Below are 19,453 nucleotides of genomic sequence, written 5' to 3'. Positions count from 1 at the left end.
AATACCTCGCTTCTTTTTAAATAAAATTAAGTGGTTCTTTATCAATCGAAATTAAAACTCCTTGGCGCTCATCTTTTTGACTCTTCTGTAAAATTTCATCCAAAGCTGCATCTAATTTAGGTTCTTGTTTATATTTGATAATCAGCTGATAATAAAATTGATTATTAATACGCATTATTGCTTTCGGTGTGGGTCCTAAAATAATTGATTTTGTACTCAAAAAAGATTTTAATTCAGCATAAATTTGATAAATTTTTTTTGCAGCTAACCCTTCTTCTTTTGCGCCAGCCGTAATTTGAATTGTATAGAAATATGGCGGATAGCCATTTTGATGCCGCACATTCATTTCTCTAAAGAAGAAACTTTCATAGTCCTGTTTTTTTGCCAATTGTAAAGCATAGTGTTCGGGATTAAAAGTTTGAATAATAACTTTACCCTCTTTATCAGCTCGGCCAGCCCTTCCACTAACCTGAGTTAATAATTGAAACGTTCGCTCACTTGCTCTGAAATCAGCTAATCCAAGTGCTGTATCTGCGTTTAATACACCGACCAGTGTCACATCAGGATAGTCCAACCCCTTAGCGATCATTTGTGTTCCCAATAGAATATCGGCTTTCTTATCACCAAATCGTTTCAAGAGTTTCGCATGCATTCCCTTTCTTCTAGTAGTATCCACATCCATTCTCAAAACGCGAGCCTCAGGAAATAGATTTTGCAATTCCTGCTCAACTTTTTGAGTTCCAGTTCCGTAGTATCGAATTTTATTACTGCCACAATTTGGACATTTTTGCGGTATTTTCTCCTCATGTCCGCAATAATGACACTTCATCGAATGACTGTCCAAATGCAAGGTCAGCGAAATATCACAATTTGGGCACTGCAAAACCTCCCCACAATCACGACACATCATAAAAGAAGAGTAGCCTCGGCGATTAAGCATCAATATAATTTGTTCCTTGCGTTCTAGTCTTAATGCGATTTCACCACATAATTCGGATGAAAAATCAACGTTATCAGTAATCCTTTTCGTTGCTATTCTCATGTCAATCAACTTAACTTCTGGCAGTGGCATCTTATTAATTCTTTCATTCAGATGAAGCCACTCATAAACACCCTTTTGCGCACGCGCCCTTGATTCAAGCGAAGGTGTTGCACTCCCTAAAACTAAAGAACATTTATGATACCGTGCACGCCACTTGGCCACTTCTATGGCATGATAACGCGGCATTTTTTCTTGTTTGTAGCTTGCCTCATGTTCCTCATCAATAACAATTATCCCAATCTCCTTCAAAGGAGCAAAGACCGCTGATCTTGCACCAACAACTACTTGGGCATCACCATTTTGAATCCTGTGCCATTCATCAAGCCGTTCACCTTCTGACAATCCACTATGAAGTAGTGCAACTCTTGAACCAAATCTTCCAACTACATTTTTTACCATTTGAGGTGTCAATGCAATTTCAGGAACAAGCATCAGAGCCGTCTTACCATTTTCAAGTGCTTGCGCCATTGCCTGCAGATAAACTTCCGTCTTTCCACTGCCCGTTACACCCTCAAGTAAGAAAGTTCTTTCATTACCTTGACTCATAGAATTACAAATTTTAGCAGTAACCTTTTTTTGAGCAACAGTCAGCTTTCTAGGTCTTGTTCTAACAAATTCACTTTGTTTATAAGCCACTCTTCTCTTAACAACAGCTTTGCGTTTCAACCATTTTTTTGTTTCCGCATTCTTTATTACGGTACTTGTAATTCCTAATTTCTGTTCAAGAACCGTTTGTTCAACTTCTACCTCTCCAAGTTGAATTAAATAATCTAGCAGCCGTTGCAATTTTAAAGCATTAGCACGTAATTTGTTTTTTTCTTTTTTATAACTCTCCGCTGTCAATCTATTTAAAATAACCTGAACTTTTTTTTCAACCAGATTATCTTTCATTAAATATTCTAGCTCGATTTTTCCTGAGACCCTTGCAGCTAATAATTTTTTCAGCAAGCCTGAATCTATCTTATCCTCATTCAGAATTTGTTTTCGATTAGAAGAAAAGTATCCCCTAACGGCTGAATCTACTTCATCGTCAACTAGAACCAATTGTTTATAATATTTAGCACGCATTGCACTTGGCAACATTACCTGTAGACAACTTATTAAAAATGAATATGTTTCATGTGCCATCCATTTTGCCAATGCAATTGCTTCTTCAGTTAATACTGGTTCCACATCAATCAAGGACTTTATTTCTTTGATTTTCCCAGAGAAATCATTACCCATTTTTAATCCTATTACAAATCCCTGAATTAACCGATTACCGTTTCCAAATGGTACACTTACCCGCATTCCTACCTTAATCATATTTTCAAATCTTGTAGGAATTTGATATACAAAAGGCTTGTCAGTCTGCTTAGCCGGTACGTCAACAATTATTTCAGCAAAAGATACGATTGTGAATTCCTCCTAGTCTTCGGTAATGAGATCAAAAATCATTTTAGCAATATCATCCTTATTAGTTTTTGGACTATTGATGTTTTCCTTGCTTGGTCGCATAAAAATCACCTCATTCTCATCACTGCCAAAGCCGATATCTGAGCGTGATACATCATTTGCAACCAGCAAATCAAGATTTTTATTAATCAATTTTTGTTGACCATTTTCCAATAAGTTTTGTGTTTCAGCAGCAAAACCAACTAATTTTTGTGCTTTCTTCTCTTGACCAAGTTTCTTTAAAATATCAATATTTTTTTCCAACTCAAGCGTTAGTCTTTTTCCTGTTTTCTTAATTTTTTGTTTTGCAGGCTGAATTACATGATAATCGGCCACTGCAGCTGACATAATTACAATATCTGCATCCGAATAGCGCTCTTTTACAGCTTCATACATCTGCGCTGTTGTTCTGATAGCTATTAACCTCGCACCAGTATCATTAATCAGATGACTTGGCCCACTAATCAAGGTCACATCAGCCCCTCTTTGTACTGCATTTCTGGCAACTGCAAATCCCATCTTACCTGAAGAATGGTTTGTAATGTATCTTACAGGATCGATTGCTTCAATTGTGTGCCCTGCAGTAACCACAACTCTTTTCCCCTTTAAATCTTGTTTATTTGCAATAATATCACTAACCCACTTAAAAATCGTATCTGGTTCCGGCATACGTCCCTTGCCATCATATCCTTCTGCAAGAAATCCAGTATCAGGTTCTAACATGTGATAGCCATCCTCGATTAATTGTTTTAGATTTCTTTGCACTGCCTGATTATCATACATTTTATCATTCATTGCAGGTACTATAAATTTTGGACAATTCATAGCAATCAAACAAGTCGTTGCAAAGTTATCGGCAATTCCATTGGCTAGTTTGCCAATCGTATTAGCTGTTGCAGGAATAATCACTGCAATATCTGTCCATTTGGCAAGTTCAACATGCTCGACAATTCCCTGCTGCTGGCTATTTTCATAGTATACTTGGTTTCGACTAATTGTTTTAAAGGTTAATGGGGTTACAAAAGTCGCTGCTTCTTCAGTCATTATAACCTTAACTTCTGCGTTTGCCTTGATCAATTTTCTAATAAAAATAACCGCCTTATAAGCTGCAATTCCTCCAGTTACGCAGACAGCAACATGCATATTTTTCAATTGTAACCCTCCTTTAGTAATAATTATATTGTATCAATAATACGGTCAAAAAAGAACATCAAAAAAGACCATCAAAAAAGACCATTGTGACTATTATCCTGATACCATTGAATATCAGCAGTCCCATGGCCCTTCTCTAAAACTCAAAATTACACTTCTTCTCTTTCATCTGGATCAATAATCAAATCATTTGCAACAACCTCTTCAAGTGCCTTGCCAACATTCTTAACTGACTTATATTCACTAAGCATTGGAATCGCGCCAGCATCCAATTCATGTGCTCTCTTACTAGCCAGCATTACCAATGAATAACGTGAATCAACACGTTCTAATAAATCATCAACTGATGGATATAAAATCATTTTAAAACATCTCCCAATTGTTTTTTATAATCTGGTAAAAATCTCTTTACCCGCCATCTTTCAGCCCTGATGATGGTCTTTACCTTCTCCACTGCACTCAAAACTTCATCATTAACAACTGCGTAATCATAATTCTGCATCATTTCGATTTCATCGACTGCTTTAGCCATACGCTTATCAATAGTTGCTAAATCATCAGTTCCACGTCCACTTATTCTATGACGTAACTCCATTAAATCCGGCGGTGTCAAAAAAATAAACAGCCCATCCGGACATTTTTCACGAACCTGCATGGCACCATTTACTTCAATCTCAAGAAAAACATCCTTACCTTGATCAAGCATCTCATTTACATATTTTAGCGGTGTTCCATAATAATTGTCAACATACTGTGCATATTCAAGCATGCCGCCATCTTTAATTTCTTTTTCAAACTCAGTCTTCGAAACAAAATAATAATCCTTTCCGTCAACTTCTCCTTGACGCATCAATCTCGTAGTCATAGAGATTGAATAATGAAACTTATTATCATCTTGCGCAAAAATAGCTTTCCTGACTGTTCCCTTACCGACTCCTGAAGGTCCAGACAATACTATCAACATTCCCCGTTTAGACATGTTTGCAAAACTCTCCTCTAAAATATTGTATTAAGATTATCATGTACTTTTTTGCAACATATTTCAAGTTATTCTTAATTAGAATTTCTTAATAAAAAATAAATTTATGGCTTGCTTTTTCGAACGTTTGTTCTATAATATAAATATCGAACAGACGTTCTGAAAAAAGGAGAGTGCTTCTAACATGCTAGAATTGAAAAAAACAACACTACAGCAAATAACTCAGGGTATTCAAAAACAATTCACCTCGTACAGCAGACAAGACTTTAGTAATTGCATACAAATGCCCCTTTTCCAGCTTAATTTTTTTATTAACCAAGCAATCCAAAAACATAAAGTTATCAGCATCAGTTATAAAGATATCCATGATAATGAATTTGCAGCAACGGGATTTATTTCAAGAAATAAAAATAATAAAACAATTTTCAAACTTGATAATCTTGGAGATAATTTATCACATCTGCTAAACATTAATCAAATAAAATACATTAAGCTTGCCAAAGAATAAATCACCCTTAATTATCTTGTTTAACTAATAAAAATCATCAGGAGTATGACATCGGACATAATAAGTTTGAATATAAATAAGGGGGTGGTTCAAAGCTTAACTTTTGAGCCACCTCCTCTATTTATTTCGTATAAACATGTTCCATAGGTCAAAATGCTCCATCTAACTTCGAATTAATACTCAAATTTTCCTGACTTATATCACAACTCCTTATTAAGTAAAGAACTTTGACTTATGAAACCAATTTAGTTGGAGTCAAAAAGAGGCTAAATCAAGATTTAACTTTTGATCTAGCCCCAACAATTTTTTATTTCTAGTACAATTCTAAGTATTGATCCCGTTCCCATTGTGAAACTTCTTGACGATAAGCACCCCATTCGAGTTTCTTACCCTCAATGAAGTTTTGATACAGATGAGGACCCATTGCCTTTGCAATTACTTCGTCTTTTTCAAGCTCTTTAATCGCATTATGCAAAGTTGATGGAAGATCAGAGATTCCATTTGCTTTACGCTCTTCCGCATCCATTACATAAATGTTACGATCAATTGGTTTTGGAGCTTGAAGTTTTTTACGCAATCCATCCAACCCGGCTTCAAGAATTGATGCAATCGCCAAGTATGGATTTGCACTTGGATCAACACTACGCAATTCAAGACGCGTTGACATACCACGAGCAATTGGAACACGTACAAGTGGCGAACGATTTCGACCAGACCAAGCAACATAAACTGGTGCCTCATATCCAGGTACTAAACGTTTGTATGAATTAACAGTTGGATTAGTCACAGCTGTAAAGTTACGTGCGTGCGTCAGCAAGCCGCCCAAGAAGTAGCGTGCTTCTTGAGATAATTGCATTTCATCACTTTCATCGAAAAATGCATTTCCTTCACTGTTGAATAATGACATATTGATATGCATACCCGAGCCATTAATACGGTCAAGTGGCTTTGGCATAAACGTCGCATGTAATCCGTGCTTTCTTGCAACGGTCTTCACAACTAATTTAAAAGTTTGAATATTATCACATGCCTGAAGTGCTCCAGCATACTTAAAGTCGATTTCATGCTGGCCAGGTGCAACTTCATGATGGGAAGCTTCAATATCAAAGCCCATGTTTTCTAATTCCAAAACGATATCGCGACGACAGTTTTCACCTAAATCAACAGGAGCTAAGTCAAAGTAACTTCCCTTATCATTAAGATTCAGCGTTGGCTTACCAGTTTCTGGATCAAGTTTAAACAAGAAAAATTCTGGTTCAGGCCCAATATTAAAATCAGTAAAGCCTAATTCCTTCATTTCACCAAGAACACGAATTAAATTATTACGCGGATCACCGATGAATGGTGTACGATCAGCATTGTAAACTTCACAAATGACACGAGCTACTTTTCCATGTTCACTTCCCCATGGGAAAATCATCCAAGTTGATAAATCTGGATATAACCACATATCACTCTCTTCAATTCTAACAAAACCGTCTATTGAAGAACCATCAAACATTAGTTTATCGTCTAATAACTTTTCAAGTTGGCTAATTGGAACCTCAACGTTTTTGATAACACCATATAAGTCAGTGAACATCAAGCGCAAAAATTTAACATTTTCATCTTTGGCTATCTTACGAATATCATCTTTTGTATAATTAGGCTTTACCATCATTAAATCGCTCCTTATTAAATTTTTAGAAGTTATTATTATGCTTAAAAGAAGACTCATCCTGCTTGCTAAGCCCACTTACTGCAATAAATTCATCACGCAAAATTCGTCGTACATCAGTGTCGGTCAGCGGTTTTTCCAGTTTGGCTTGCTTCTCAGCAAGTTTTCGCTCATTCTCATCGTATATATGCTTAATCCCAGCCATGTTAATTCCTTCATCCAAAAAATCTTTGATCTCAAGTAAACGATCGATGTCATTCAAAGAATACATCCTACGATTACCTTCACTACGCTTAGGCATAACCAACTGCTGCTCTTCATAATAACGAATCTGACGTGCTGACAAATTTGTGAGCTTCATTACTGTACCAATGGGTAACACGGCAAGCGAACGTCTGAGCTCCTTCTCTTTCATAACAACCCTCCTCTAAGTTACGCCCTTATGATAGCAAGGGCTATTATGAATGTCAACGCCAAATGTTATATCTTCTTACATCTTTTTGTTTTCAAAGAAAGTTTCGCCTACTGCGTTACTAATCGCAATTTTTACATGGGAATAAGTTAATCCTCCTTGAACATACAAAGTAAACGGAGCTCTCAAAGGCCCGTCAGATGATAACTCAATTGTTGAACCTTCTGTAAAACTACCCGATGCCATTATTTCTTCATCCTCATATCCATCCATATAACTTGGTACTGGGTCTACAAAGGAATTTACAGGTGAGTAATGCTGAATAGCTGCGCAAAATGAAATCATTGCTTCTGGATTTCCAAAACTAATTGTTTGGACTAAATCAGTCCTCGGTTCGTCCCATTTTGGAGAAACAGCAAGTCCCATTTTTTCTAGCAATGCACTTGCAAAGACTGCACCTTTGATTGCATTTGCGGTCACATTTGGTGCCAGAAAAAAGCCCTGAAACATATCACGCATATGTCCAATAGTTGCCCCTTCATTTTTGCCTGCTCCAGGGACATTTAAACGATTTCCTGCTTGCTTAATTAGGTCTTTTCTTCCCACTATATAAGCTCCTGTCTTAGCAATACCTGCACCTGCATTTTTAAACAATGATCCTGCCATTAGATCTGCTCCATATTCAGTAGGTTCATGCACTTCTGAAAACTCACCGTAACAATTATCAATAAAGATAATTACATTCGGCCTGATTTGCTTTACAAATCTAATCATTTGTTTGATCTTTTCAACCGTGAAGCTTGCACGGTCTGAATAACCACGTGAGCGCTGAATAGCGACTACTTTAATCTTCTCGTCAGCTTTCAACTTTTGTTCAACATCTCTATAGTCAACCTCACCACTCTTAAGTAATGCTGAATAATTAAAATTAATACCAAAATCTTTCAATGTTCCAGGTTCATTTCCAACAATACCAACAACATGTTGGATGGTATCATATGGCATTCCCGTCATATAAAATAACGTGTCTGCGGGCCTAAGCACCCCAAAAAACGCTGTCGTAATGGCATGTGTTCCAGAGATTAACTGTGGTCTAACCATTGCATCTTCAGTGTTAAAATAATCTGCATAAATTGCATCCAGCTTGTCTCTTCCGACATCATCATAACCATAACCCGTAGAACCTGCAAAATCTTCTTCTGCCACATGATGTTCTTTAAAACATTTCAATACTTTCATTTGATTGTACGTAGCTTGATCATCAATTTCTTGAATCTTACCCTCTATCTGCTTTTCGACCTCTTCAATTTTTTGTTGTAATTTTACTGGTAATTCATCCATCCATGTGCTCAAATTTCATCTATCCTTTCTCTTTAAGCCATAACAAAACTGTGTTTTCTATTTTTTCAATCTCTGTTTCATCAGAAAACAAATTAAACCACGTTACATCCATTTTATTTCGAAACCACGTCAGCTGTCTTTTGGCATAGTGTCTCGAATTTTTCTTTATCTCTGCTACCCCATTTGCTAAGCTATCTGTCCCATTGATGAAGGGAAAAAGTTCTTTATATCCAATTCCCTTACCTGCTTGAAAATCTATCCCACCTTTTTGAAACAACCAGCGAACCTCATCCACCAAACCCTCGTGTATCATTTGATCGACCCTTTGCTCAATTCTTTCATACAAAACATTACGTTCTGTATTCAAACCAATTACCAAAGCATCAATTTCCCGATCTGGTTGATCAAATTGTTCCGAAAACTTGCATCCTGTCACTTCATACACTTCAATAGCACGAATAATTCTTCTGACATTATTAACCGGAATTTGTGCCGCAGCAACCCTATCAATCTCATTTAAGTAGCTCCACAGAGCTTTTTTTCCATTTTTCAAAGCAAAATTTTGAAATTTGATTCGTATATCCTGACTGTTTTTTACTTCATTACCACCTAAATTATATCCAGCAAGTAACGCTTGTAGATAGAAACCTGTTCCTCCTACAATCAAAGGTAATTTTTTTCTGTTGCTGATTTCCTTAATTTGGTCCTTAGCATCCTGCACAAAATCTGCAACCGTAAAGCGCTGATTAACTTCTCTGATATCAATCAAATGGTGTGGAACTAACTTTCGCTCGTCCACAGTAGCTTTTGCTGTTCCAATGTCTAAGCCACGATAAACCTGCATAGAATCCCCTGAAATTATTTCGGCATCAAATTTCTGTGCCAATGCAAGCGACAACGAGGTTTTTCCAACTGCGGTAGGTCCGACAATAACGATCACTTTATAAGCCAAAAAAATGGCTCCTTTCAATATTTTTATTCTATTTTTAAGCAAAATAATCAATAAACTGGAATTTGAAATCAAAATACTTCATAATGAATATGTATTAATTAAATTGAGGGGGTTTTTTAATTGAAACAATTTAATACAGGATTTTTATTAGGAATTGTTACAACAATCGGCGCCGCTGCAGGTTGTTTTTATGCTTTCAAGAAGAACGTTATTGAACCAATTGAAGTAAAAGAAGAACTCGACGATCAACACCGACGTCGTGCAATCCGTAAAATGCATTCTGCACATCAAGGATAACACCTTTAGATTAATCTATGTACAACTATCCTAAAAGCTAATTAATTGTATCTGAGAAAAGGGCTGCCACAAAACATTCGTTTTGGCACAGCCCTTTTTTCATTACCTATAAATATATTACTTTCACTAACTCACTATAGCACCAAAAAACCTCTAAATTTTCTACCCTATGTCAAGTCTGCTACTTTCTCTTCTTAATCTTACCATCCCAACGTTCAAAACCGTTCTTTAGCACAAAAATATCCTTATAACCATCTTTATGCAGTTTAACTGCAATTCTTGTACTTAAAGACTTGCCTTGATCATATAGATACACAGGCATATCCTTACGAATCGATTCTTTCATAATCTTGAATTGAGTATATGGAACATTACGTGCCCCCATTATATGGCCTGCATCAAAATTATCCTTATCCCTTAAATCGATAATTTGTCCTACATGCATTCCTTGCCTGAAATCTTTATTTTCAAGCAACGTAGCGACACGTCTTCCTTGATACCATAAATACAGTTGATTTCCAATAATGTAAAGTAGAATTGCAATGGCGATAATATCAATTACAACCCAGATCGAAACATTTAATACCATAAACTATCATCCCCTTTTTCATTCTAAACTCTTATTTGAAGCGCAAAGCCAATGATGCAGCGCCAATCACACCAGCTTCATTCCCTAACTGTGCTAATTTAAGCTGAGTAGACTTCCTGACTGTTGGAAAAGCAAACTCTAAAAAATATTTTTCAACTCGGCTTAATAAGAATACCCCAGCTGCAGACACACCGCCACCGATAACAATAGATGAAGGATTTAGTAAATTCCCAATATTTCCACAAGCTAGTCCCAAGTAATAGCAGACACGATCAACAACCATCTTCCCAAGGAGATCATCTTCTTTTGCCAAATCAAATACAATTTTAGATGTAATTTCCTGTCCATCATCTAATGCACGCTTTAATTTTGAATCTCCAGCAAATTCTTCTGCAAGATCGCGGGCAACACGAACAACACCTGTAGCTGAAGCATATGTCTCCAGACACCCATGATTGCCACAAGTACACAAATACCCATTTGGCTGCACAATCATATGGCCGATTTCACCTGCTGCACCAAGGCCATGGAGAAGCTCGCCATTAGAAACCAATCCACCACCAACACCCGTTCCCAATGTAATAAAGGCGACTTCTTTATCGTTTTCACCGGCGCCCTTCCATTGTTCACCTAAAGCAGCAACGTTTGCATCATTATCAATTGCAAAAGATATCTTTGTTTCTTCTTCAACAACTTTTTTTACTTCTTGCTGGGTTTTCCAATTAAGATTATAAGCGCCCGTTACAGTTCCTGCTTCTAAGTCAACTGTACCGGGTGACCCCATACCAATTCCAAGAAATTGTTTAGGCACCATCCCATATAAACTTAGATGATGATTAATAGATTCAACTATGTCTGGAACGATATGCGCCCCATCATCAAGAATATTAGTTTCAAAACTCCATTTTTGTTGAATTTCACCTTTTTCAGTTAAAATTGCAAATTTGATTGTTGTACCACCTAAATCAATACCAATTAATTTTTTTTCCATTAATTGTCCCTCCAAAAAGTAAATGTCTAGTTATTTTCTTCAACCCTATGTTCACGAGTCAAAACCAGTTTAGCATTCAAAAATGTTTGCTTATCGATAACTCCCGCCTGATACAAATTATCAATCTCAAGTGCCATTAATTCAATATCCCATAGCCGCTTACCGACATAAACAAAAACTCCAAATTTTTTTAATAGCTGTTGTACGTCGTAAAGTGTCTTCAAAAAAACATCTCCAATTAATTATAATAGAAAACTTTAATTTTTAAAACCCAAAGTAAACATCATAATACATAGACACACTAATGCTAGACCGCTGACAACCCTTTTTGGGAGTGGAACATTGCCTACACGCGGAACACCTACACAATAACCAATCAAAAAGCCGCCAATAAGCCCACCAATATGTCCTGCCAAATCAACACTGCCATAAAATCCAAAAACAATATTCAATACAACCAACAGCAAAAACTGCCTTGCCATTGCCCTGATATATGGGTTACTACTAAATGATTCTCCCATCATCAAATAAATTCCAAATAATCCAAACAATGCAGTGCTCGCACCTGCAGATAAAGCATTTGGATTGAATGCAAAACTTGCAAGATTTCCAGCAACTCCACTCACTAAGTAGACAGCCAAAAATCTGACACGGCCTAAAATACCTTCAAGTTGAATTCCTACAAAATATAAGGTTATCATGTTCAAAACAAGATGTTCAAATCCAATATGCAAAAACATTGGTGTGATTAAGCGCCACCATTGTCCCGCAATAATGAGCGAATTAACTTTTGCGCCAAAGTCAACTAATACCCCGATGCTTTCACTGCCGCCCGCCAAAGTCATTAATACAAAGACGATTACATTAATCCCCAAAAGTGTATAGGTAACCACAGGTTTCTTTACCACCATAAATCATCCTCACAAAGTCAATATTTTTTCTATCAAAACATCAGTTTCTTCAACCGGCCAAACTGATTCCTCAAAAAAGCGCGCCTTTTCAGCGAGACTAACCGTTGTACCTCCATAATCAGCTAAAAAGCGATCAAAATATCCACCGCCAAATCCCAGCCGCTCTCCTTTCGAAGAAAATGCTAATCCTGGAACAATAATTAAATCAATTCGGGACTTTTCAAGCGTTATACCGGAACTTTCAGGCTCTAATATTCCAAATTTATTTCTCGCAACTTTCATCGTTGGAGTTAATAATTTAAAACTCATTTTTCTCTGTGCCAAAGTGAGTGGGATGCAAACCTGCTTAGATTCCATCCATGCTTGCAAAATAATTGGTTTAGTATCAATTTCAGAAGGTAAACTCAGAGTCACACCTACCGTATCAGCCTTACTCCATTCAGAAGAATTAAAAAGCTTTCTGTAAAGTAATAGTTCATCTAATTCTTTGTCCCATCCACTCTTTCTCTCTTCAAATATCGCCAATTGTTTTTTTCTATATAGTATTTTTTCTTTATTCATTACCAACAAATAACCCCCAAAAAGATTCTATATTAAGAATTTCAAAGAGTGTAACATAACAAAAAACAACAGGAAAAAGTTCCTGTTGTTATTTTGTTTCGCGATGTAATGTTACCTTGTTGTCACGTGGACAGAACTTATTCAATTCCAAGCGATCTGGGTTATTACGCTTATTCTTACTAGATAGGTATGTCCTCTCATGACATTCAGTACATTCCATTGTAATGTGTACACGCATATTCAAAACCTCCAAACTACGACTTCATTTCAAAAAGGCGACTAAGCCCTTAACGTAAATATAATACCATCTTTTATACAAACACGCTAGTATTTTTTCAAAAAATGTTAAGGAAATTCCCTTGACAGCCTAATTCGTAGTATAACCATCACTGGATTGTACATCTTTCCAGTAAGCTGTATAGATTGCACTCATTGACGTCATGTTGATTGAATCTTCTTCAGACATCCCAGGAAACGCAATCGCAATCACAACTTGCGGATTTTTAGCAGGTGCATATGAAACACCACTTAATGTCGTTGTTTCATTAGTTCCATAATAGGTCTGCGCAGTCCCAGTTTTTGCAACGACTTGTGGATTCAAATCTGCAAGTTTTGTCCCAGTTCTCAATGAATTAGATCCATGAACTACGTCCCAAAAACCAGTCTTTACAACATTCCACTCTGCACTTGTTGCACTTACAACGTTCAAGATGTTCGGTGTAAACTGATATTTAGTCTTCCCCAAAGTACCATCTTTATTTGTACCTCGAATGGCCTGTAAAATGTGCGGTTGCAAACGATAACCACCATTCGCAACAGTTGCCATATACTGTGCTAACTGAATTGTAGTATACGAATCATAGTTACCAAATGACAAGTCAAGTGCTTTACCAATATCGCTCTGACTTGAGGGTCCCTCATAGCCGGAAGCTTCACCTGGAATATCAACCCCAGTCTTCACACCTAAACCAAATTGGTTAAAATAGCCCCTAAGTTTGCTGAATATTGAGGTTGACATATTCAATGAAGCATTTTCCTGATAATTGAACCCAGCTTCACGCATTGCCAACTGCATCATATATGAGTTTGAAGAAATCTCCAAAGCATCAGAAGCCGTTAATTGTAAATTGTCATTTCCTGAAGCGTTAAACCATGAAGATTTACTTGCTGTATCTTTCAGTTTGATTGGCTGATCAGTAAAAGTATTACTTGTGGGCGTAATTGCACCAGACATTAAACCTCCCATTACGGTTGCGCCCTTAACAACAGACCCCATAACAAATGACTGATTGATTGTTCCAAGTGCGTTTTCAGAAACCTTACCGGTCTTAATATTACGGTTAACACCTGCTAAACCATAAATTGCTCCTGTATTAGGGTTCATTATTACCGCATACGCACCAGCGAGATAAGGATTACTTCCCGAAACACTCTTAACTGCACTTTTCATAATACTTTGAACATCTTGTTGGAATTTTTCATTGATTGTTAAAACAACATTGTCACCCTTTTTGCCACCATAAGTCTTAATTTCTTTGGTAATTTTATTATTTTGAGTTTCAAGTGTTGTAACCGAATTAGTGCCCTTCAATACATTTTCATATTCAGCTTCAATATAGCTTGAGCCAACACTATCATCTCTTGCGTAGCCTTCTGCTAGAAGTTCACTTAACTGATCACTTGGTAATCCCTGCTTTTTACTTGTGACAGTTCCGATAACACTTTTAACAGAACTACCATTCGGATAACTTCGCGACCAACTCGTGCCAATCTTTACACCGGCCATTTGAGACAGATTTTCCCCCACCTCAGACATTTCACGATCGCTAACATCCTCATACTTCAAGTACACAGTTGAGAGTGAATATGCACCACTCATCTTCGAATAAACAATTGCTGCCTGCTTTTGTTTGCTTGTGAGATTAGCCGTGAGCTTATGCTTCTTCACATAAGCTACTTCAGCTTTGTAAGTTGCTGTTCCACTCAAACTTGAAAACTTGGTTATCTGTTTTTTTAATTTGTTGTTAACTGCCTTGAGATTTTGTTCATTTCCAAGATAGTAATCAGATTTCATTGCCGTGGTCATTGTTGAAGTGTCGATCTTGACATATTTAACAAGTTCGTTAGCAATTTGATACATCTGTTTTGAGGTAACAGACAACGGTTTTGTATAAGTAATCGCTCGCGAAGCGCTATTTGAAACCAGAACCTTTCCAGTTGAATCATAAATCATTCCACGCTGAACACTCCCTGTCTCAGTCTGTGTATCTGTACTACTGATTTCAGATTCAAATTTGGTTCCGTTAACAATTTGGAGATTTGCTAACTGCCAGATTAAAGCAGCAAATAGCAAAAAAACAATTACAAAAAGAAAATTCAGTCTAAAAGGTGTCTGTGATTTCTTTATTTGTCTTTTTTTACTTGTTTTTCTAAGAAACTTCAATTTTTTTCCCTCACAATAAATAATTAATTAGCCTTTTTCTAACATCGGCCTACCACATAATAACTCACCTAATAATGTTACCATAAATTAGTCTTGATACTTTATTAATTGTCTAAACTTTAATAAAAACTACATGCTTTTTTCAACTTTGCATTTAAGTATGTATTATAATTGAAGATGTTACATAAATCATTATTAGGAGTCTAGCATGAAAATAAGATTAGCACATTTTGTTCGTAGTCACTATCCTTTATTACTTAGTTTCTTCTTACCTATTTTTCTAATGGGCGGTTATTTCATCTCACAAGGAATGTTTCCTTTTGGTAAAAGTAGTTTATTAACTGTCGATTTAGGACAGCAATACATTGATTTCTTCTCATATTTCAGAAGAACCCTTTTATCAAATCCAAGTGGCTTCTTCTATTCATTCTCCAAAGAAGTCGGCGGCAACATGGTTGGTGAGTGGGCATATTACCTCATGAGTCCATTTAATTTATTCTTGCTGTTATTTCCCGAAAAGTACTTAGCAGCAGGAATTATGCTGATTACACTCCTAAAGTACGGCTGTGCTGGTTTATCTTTTGGCTATTTTTTAAAGAAAATGCGGACACAGTCAGGTCTGACAATCGTTGCCTTTGCAACTTCATACGCAATGATGGGTTGGTTTGTTGCAAACCAATTAAATTTGCTGTGGCTGGATGCAACGATTTTCTTACCACTGATTGTCTTGCAGCTTCACAGACTTTTATCAGGTAAAAGAAGCTGGCCGTACATTGTTTTATTAGCCATTATGCTAATTGACAATTATTATATGGGCTATATGATCTGCTTATTTTTAATTCTATATTTTATTTGGTTTGTATTCTCAAGCAAACGAGATTTAAAGCAAGTTTTCTCATTGAGCCTTCGCTTTATTGCCAGCTCACTTATTGCGGTCACAACCTCAATGATCATTCTGCTGCCAACAGTTGCTTCTTTACTTTCAAGTAAAGGGCAGTATACGCAAAGCTCTGTAAGTTTTAAGTTCGAATATAATGCTCTAAAAATACTTTCCAAATTCATTGTCGGTTCATTTAACTTTCAACAAATGCCCTCGGGCTATCCCAATCTCTTTATTGGCTCTGTTTTCTTGATTGGATTCTTTTTATACTTTGTCGATTCAAGAATCAGCTTACGCGAACGAATTTTGGCATTTTTAATTAGTATTTTCCTAGTCTTATCTTTATGCTTTGAACCTCTTGATCTCTTGTGGCATGGGTGGCAATTCCCAGTCTGGTATCCATATCGCTTTTCGTACATCATAAGCTTTTGGATGCTTCTTCTAGCAAGTCGAACTCTCAAAAATTTTATAGCCATTCGCCCTTGGAAAATCTGGCTGAGTTTCATTCTTTATGCCGGTATAATTGCATATTCCTTCGTAAACGAGAAAAAGTTCTCCTATATAACGAACGAGACCTTGATTTTTACAGCCGTTTTTGCAACCCTTGCTCTTGTAGTCCTGGCTTTTGCTGTAAATTCAAAATATAATAAAATCAAAATTTTCTTACTGTGTTTGATCAGTATTGTTGAGATATCAATGAACGCCTATATTTCGTTAGGTAATTTGAGTTATCTCACACAAAAAGACTATGCAACTCCTACAAAGGCACTTGTAAAAGACAGCAGTTACCTGAACAGTCTCAAAGACAGTGCTTATCGTACCGGACAAACATATAGTCGTACCAAAAATGATGGCCTAGCTAATAATTTGAATACCGGTTCATATTTTAGTTCGGCGCTTGAAAAAAGCATTCCAGATTTTTATGGTATGCTTGGAAATCCTGATGGGGATAATTATGTTACTTATTCAAACGGCACAATTATTAGTGATGCCCTCTTGAATATGAAATATTTCATTGCACCAATTGATAGCTCATTGCTAAAAAAAGAGCAGCCGCTCTCGTCCTTGACAGAGAAACCTGATTTATCTCGTTATACGTCGATTAAACAAAATAAATTAACTCAAATTTATAAAAACAGCAATGCACTAGGCTATGCTTATCTTGCCAATAATCAGTTGAAAAATCTGCAAGTACTCTATGATAATCCAATTGAATATCAAACTGAATGGTTGAATGACACAATCGGCAAGCAAAATACAAAATACTTTGAAGCACAAAACTTCAACGAAGTCGTATTCCAAAATATTGAACAATCAACTAAATTGACGAATACTGTTTTTAAAAAGAAAAATTTTGCGAAAACAGCCCAAATAATTTTTAAATTTACACCTAAAACAAATAATTCATACTATTTAACACTTGGTTCTGCTTTTGATTCAGACAACGTCTCATTATACTTAAATAATCAGCCGTTGAAACAATACGGAACTTTCAGGCATACTGTCGTAGTTAATATTGCAAACCATTCAAAGGGACAGGAGATTGTGTTAACTGCACGTTTTAAAAAATCTTCACTATGGTTAAATAATTTTGTCCTTTATAAAATGAACAATAATTTGGTTCAAAATAAGATTAAGCAGATTAAGAAACATTCAGTTAATCTGAAACAGATTTCATCCCGTAAACTAGTGGGATCTTATAATGCTACTGCAAACCATCTCTTAGCTACCACAATTCCCTATAGCTCTGGATGGACAATCCGTGTAGATGGCAAAAAGGTTTCGACTTTCAAAATTCAAAATACATTTCTTGCAGCAAATGTAGCTAAAGGAAAGCATTCAATTACTTTAACCTATACACCACCCTTATTTGTGATAGGTACCATAACTACGCTAATTAGTTTAGTCATATTGCTATTCATAATTATCTTTGACCACAAAAAAAGACGACGCTGAGGTCAGCAAAGCAAACCTCTGCACACATCTTAATAACAGTTATCAATCCATCAAACTATTGAAATGAGCAACATCCCTTTGATAACCAACAACTAGTAGACTATCTCCCAGAACCAATGCATCACTTGGTGCAGGAGAGATGTCTATTTTTTTATCATGCCTAATTGCAATCACATTAAGTGCATATTTTTTTCTGAATTCAAGTGAGGCCAATGATGCTCCCACAAATGAATTTTTTGTAATTTTAATTTCAGCAACCTTAATATCAGAGGATAAATCAAGATAGTCCAGCATGTTCCTTGAAAGGAGATTCTTTCCAATTCTTGTCCCCATATCTCGTTCAGGATGTACAACTTTATCTGCACCTAATTTTGTCAAAACACGTGCATGATACTCATTTTGTGCCTTGGCAGTAATATATTTAACTCCTAACTCCTTGACCATCAATGTCACAAGAATACTCGCCTGAATATCTTCACCAATTGCGATTACAACATGATCAAAGTTTCGAATACCAATTGATTTGAGTGTACTTTCATCTTGTGCATCAGCAATAACTGCTTGTGTTGCAATGTCCTTAAAATCATTGATGCGTGCCTCATCTTTATCAATCACCAAGACCTCAGCCCCCGCGTTTATTAAAGTCTGACAAACACTTGAACCAAACCTCCCTAATCCAATCACAGCAAAAGTTTGTTTAATCATTCTATGAAGTTCCTCCTGAACGAAAAAAGGCGCCGCGACACAAAATAAATTCTGTCAAAGCCCCTTCTCACTAATATTTTCACATCTTCAAAACATAAAAGGCAACTAAATTAATAATTCATTAGGCTTAAAATATCATAATCCTTAATTTTATCGCGTCCATTTAAGGCATCAAGCTCAATAATAAATGCACATCCCACAACAATGCCACCTAATTGCTTGACTAAATCAATTGTTGCTCCAATTGTCCCCCCAGTAGCCAGTAAATCATCAGTAACCAACACTCGCTGTCCTGGTCTCACAGCATCCTTATGCATATAAAGCGCTGAAGTACCATATTCAAGCTTGTATGTTGCTTCAATTGTTTCACGAGGTAATTTTCCCTTCTTGCGTGCAGGTGCAAAACCAACACCAAGTTCATAAGCCACAGGACAACCAACAATAAAACCGCGAGCTTCTGGTCCAACAATCATCTCAACTTTTTTGTCACGAGCAAATTGAACAATTCGTGCCGTAGCTTGCTTATAAGCTTCACCATCAGCCATCAAGGGTGAAATATCCCTAAAGATTATTCCCTTCTCAGGATAATCAGGAATATTTGCAATATACTTCGTTAGATCTAGTGCCATTTTATAAACGCTCC

Annotated in this window: 20 protein-coding genes; 3 read left to right on the top strand and 17 right to left on the bottom strand. The window is 36.4% G+C overall.

Features of this window, described 5'->3' with window-relative positions; genetic code table 11:
* Positions 1-16: 16 nt before the first annotated feature.
* From priA to gmk, 4 genes are all read right to left on the bottom strand, one after another.
* On the bottom strand, positions 17-2,437 hold the full coding sequence (priA, locus tag ABF682_RS05465) for a primosomal protein N' (protein WP_415619238.1): 2,421 nt from the start codon (positions 2,435-2,437) through the stop codon (positions 17-19).
* Positions 2,438-2,449: 12 nt separating this feature from the next.
* Positions 2,450-3,628 carry a bifunctional phosphopantothenoylcysteine decarboxylase/phosphopantothenate--cysteine ligase CoaBC gene (gene coaBC / locus ABF682_RS05460; protein ID WP_415619206.1) on the bottom strand — a complete coding sequence of 393 codons (1,179 nt, stop codon included), beginning with the start codon at positions 3,626-3,628 and terminating at the stop codon, positions 2,450-2,452.
* A 149-nt stretch (positions 3,629-3,777) separates the two neighbouring features.
* On the bottom strand, positions 3,778-3,990 hold the full coding sequence (gene rpoZ / locus ABF682_RS05455; protein ID WP_289977555.1) for a DNA-directed RNA polymerase subunit omega: 213 nt from the start codon (positions 3,988-3,990) through the stop codon (positions 3,778-3,780).
* Positions 3,987-4,607: a guanylate kinase gene (gene gmk / locus ABF682_RS05450; protein ID WP_289977556.1), complete on the bottom strand. Its 621-nt coding sequence runs from the start codon at positions 4,605-4,607 to the stop codon at positions 3,987-3,989. The genes rpoZ and gmk overlap by 4 nt, the downstream gene beginning before the upstream one ends.
* A gap of 184 nt (positions 4,608-4,791) precedes the next feature.
* Between gmk and ABF682_RS05445 the strand changes: the two genes are divergently transcribed.
* Entirely contained in the window at positions 4,792-5,115 is a 324-nt protein-coding gene (locus tag ABF682_RS05445) for a hypothetical protein (RefSeq protein WP_289977558.1), read from the top strand.
* Positions 5,116-5,428: 313 nt separating this feature from the next.
* On the opposite strand, the gene glnA is transcribed toward ABF682_RS05445, so the two are convergent.
* The 4 genes from glnA to miaA form a co-directional block, all read right to left on the bottom strand.
* Positions 5,429-6,772 carry a type I glutamate--ammonia ligase gene (glnA, locus tag ABF682_RS05440; RefSeq protein ID WP_289977721.1) on the bottom strand — a complete coding sequence of 448 codons (1,344 nt, stop codon included), beginning with the start codon at positions 6,770-6,772 and terminating at the stop codon, positions 5,429-5,431.
* 25 nt (positions 6,773-6,797) lie between these two features.
* Positions 6,798-7,187: a MerR family transcriptional regulator gene (locus tag ABF682_RS05435; RefSeq protein ID WP_289977559.1), complete on the bottom strand. Its 390-nt coding sequence runs from the start codon at positions 7,185-7,187 to the stop codon at positions 6,798-6,800.
* 75 nt (positions 7,188-7,262) lie between these two features.
* On the bottom strand, positions 7,263-8,525 hold the full coding sequence (locus ABF682_RS05430; protein WP_415619237.1) for an aminotransferase class I/II-fold pyridoxal phosphate-dependent enzyme: 1,263 nt from the start codon (positions 8,523-8,525) through the stop codon (positions 7,263-7,265).
* A 19-nt stretch (positions 8,526-8,544) separates the two neighbouring features.
* On the bottom strand, positions 8,545-9,477 hold the full coding sequence (gene miaA / locus ABF682_RS05425) for a tRNA (adenosine(37)-N6)-dimethylallyltransferase MiaA (RefSeq protein ID WP_415619205.1): 933 nt from the start codon (positions 9,475-9,477) through the stop codon (positions 8,545-8,547).
* A 120-nt stretch (positions 9,478-9,597) separates the two neighbouring features.
* On the opposite strand from miaA, the gene ABF682_RS05420 reads away from it, so the two are divergent.
* Entirely contained in the window at positions 9,598-9,774 is a 177-nt protein-coding gene (locus ABF682_RS05420) for a DUF3042 family protein (RefSeq protein WP_289977565.1), read from the top strand.
* Between the two features lie 181 nt (positions 9,775-9,955).
* On the opposite strand, the gene ABF682_RS05415 is transcribed toward ABF682_RS05420, so the two are convergent.
* The 7 genes from ABF682_RS05415 to ABF682_RS05385 all read right to left on the bottom strand — a co-directional run bounded on the left by ABF682_RS05415 (position 9,956) and on the right by ABF682_RS05385 (position 15,269).
* Positions 9,956-10,363, bottom strand: coding sequence for a rhodanese-like domain-containing protein (locus ABF682_RS05415; RefSeq protein ID WP_289977566.1), 408 nt, complete (start codon positions 10,361-10,363; stop codon positions 9,956-9,958).
* 31 nt (positions 10,364-10,394) lie between these two features.
* Complete coding sequence (locus ABF682_RS05410) at positions 10,395-11,354, bottom strand: ROK family glucokinase (protein ID WP_415619204.1); 960 nt, start codon at positions 11,352-11,354, stop codon at positions 10,395-10,397.
* A 26-nt stretch (positions 11,355-11,380) separates the two neighbouring features.
* Positions 11,381-11,578 (bottom strand): YqgQ family protein, encoded by a 198-nt coding sequence (locus ABF682_RS05405; RefSeq protein WP_289977569.1) that lies wholly within the window; start codon positions 11,576-11,578, stop codon positions 11,381-11,383.
* Positions 11,579-11,611: 33 nt separating this feature from the next.
* Positions 11,612-12,265, bottom strand: coding sequence for a rhomboid family intramembrane serine protease (locus ABF682_RS05400; RefSeq protein ID WP_415619203.1), 654 nt, complete (start codon positions 12,263-12,265; stop codon positions 11,612-11,614).
* 9 nt (positions 12,266-12,274) lie between these two features.
* A complete protein-coding gene (locus tag ABF682_RS05395) occupies positions 12,275-12,826 on the bottom strand; it encodes a 5-formyltetrahydrofolate cyclo-ligase (protein WP_289977726.1) in 552 nt (183 codons plus the stop codon).
* Between the two features lie 88 nt (positions 12,827-12,914).
* Positions 12,915-13,064, bottom strand: a complete 150-nt coding sequence (gene rpmG, locus ABF682_RS05390; protein WP_003690623.1) for a 50S ribosomal protein L33 — start codon at positions 13,062-13,064, stop codon at positions 12,915-12,917.
* A gap of 129 nt (positions 13,065-13,193) precedes the next feature.
* Positions 13,194-15,269 (bottom strand): peptidoglycan D,D-transpeptidase FtsI family protein, encoded by a 2,076-nt coding sequence (locus ABF682_RS05385; protein ID WP_289977577.1) that lies wholly within the window; start codon positions 15,267-15,269, stop codon positions 13,194-13,196.
* Positions 15,270-15,477: 208 nt separating this feature from the next.
* On the opposite strand from ABF682_RS05385, the gene ABF682_RS05380 reads away from it, so the two are divergent.
* Positions 15,478-18,105, top strand: a complete 2,628-nt coding sequence (locus ABF682_RS05380) for a YfhO family protein (protein WP_415619202.1) — start codon at positions 15,478-15,480, stop codon at positions 18,103-18,105.
* Positions 18,106-18,147: 42 nt separating this feature from the next.
* Here ABF682_RS05380 and ABF682_RS05375 read toward each other — a convergent pair whose 3' ends face one another.
* Together ABF682_RS05375 and ABF682_RS05370 are read right to left on the bottom strand one after the other, a co-directional pair.
* Entirely contained in the window at positions 18,148-18,807 is a 660-nt protein-coding gene (locus ABF682_RS05375) for a potassium channel family protein (protein WP_289977728.1), read from the bottom strand.
* Positions 18,808-18,920: 113 nt separating this feature from the next.
* Positions 18,921-19,439: an adenine phosphoribosyltransferase gene (locus ABF682_RS05370; RefSeq protein WP_289977582.1), complete on the bottom strand. Its 519-nt coding sequence runs from the start codon at positions 19,437-19,439 to the stop codon at positions 18,921-18,923.
* Positions 19,440-19,453: the final 14 nt, after the last annotated feature.

Origin of the sequence: Liquorilactobacillus sp., from assembly GCF_047719775.1 — a bacterium.
Lineage (GTDB): Bacteria > Bacillota > Bacilli > Lactobacillales > Lactobacillaceae > Liquorilactobacillus.
This window is presented reverse-complemented; position numbering and strand designations above follow the sequence as displayed.

Excerpts from the sequence above, each read along its gene's own strand:
- rpoZ (WP_289977555.1), bottom strand. The coding sequence starts at position 3,990 with ATGATTTTATATCCATCAGTTGATGATTTATTAGAACGTGTTGATTCA.
- gmk (WP_289977556.1), bottom strand. The coding sequence starts at position 4,607 with ATGTCTAAACGGGGAATGTTGATAGTATTGTCTGGACCTTCAGGAGTC.
- ABF682_RS05445 (WP_289977558.1), top strand. The coding sequence starts at position 4,792 with ATGCTAGAATTGAAAAAAACAACACTACAGCAAATAACTCAGGGTATT.
- glnA (WP_289977721.1), bottom strand. The coding sequence starts at position 6,772 with ATGGTAAAGCCTAATTATACAAAAGATGATATTCGTAAGATAGCCAAA.
- ABF682_RS05435 (WP_289977559.1), bottom strand. The coding sequence starts at position 7,187 with ATGAAAGAGAAGGAGCTCAGACGTTCGCTTGCCGTGTTACCCATTGGT.
- ABF682_RS05430 (WP_415619237.1), bottom strand. The coding sequence starts at position 8,525 with ATGGATGAATTACCAGTAAAATTACAACAAAAAATTGAAGAGGTCGAA.
- ABF682_RS05415 (WP_289977566.1), bottom strand. The coding sequence starts at position 10,363 with ATGGTATTAAATGTTTCGATCTGGGTTGTAATTGATATTATCGCCATT.
- ABF682_RS05410 (WP_415619204.1), bottom strand. The coding sequence starts at position 11,354 with ATGGAAAAAAAATTAATTGGTATTGATTTAGGTGGTACAACAATCAAA.
- ABF682_RS05400 (WP_415619203.1), bottom strand. The coding sequence starts at position 12,265 with ATGGTGGTAAAGAAACCTGTGGTTACCTATACACTTTTGGGGATTAAT.
- ABF682_RS05395 (WP_289977726.1), bottom strand. The coding sequence starts at position 12,826 with ATGAATAAAGAAAAAATACTATATAGAAAAAAACAATTGGCGATATTT.
- rpmG (WP_003690623.1), bottom strand. The coding sequence starts at position 13,064 with ATGCGTGTACACATTACAATGGAATGTACTGAATGTCATGAGAGGACA.
- ABF682_RS05380 (WP_415619202.1), top strand. The coding sequence starts at position 15,478 with ATGAAAATAAGATTAGCACATTTTGTTCGTAGTCACTATCCTTTATTA.
- ABF682_RS05370 (WP_289977582.1), bottom strand. The coding sequence starts at position 19,439 with ATGGCACTAGATCTAACGAAGTATATTGCAAATATTCCTGATTATCCT.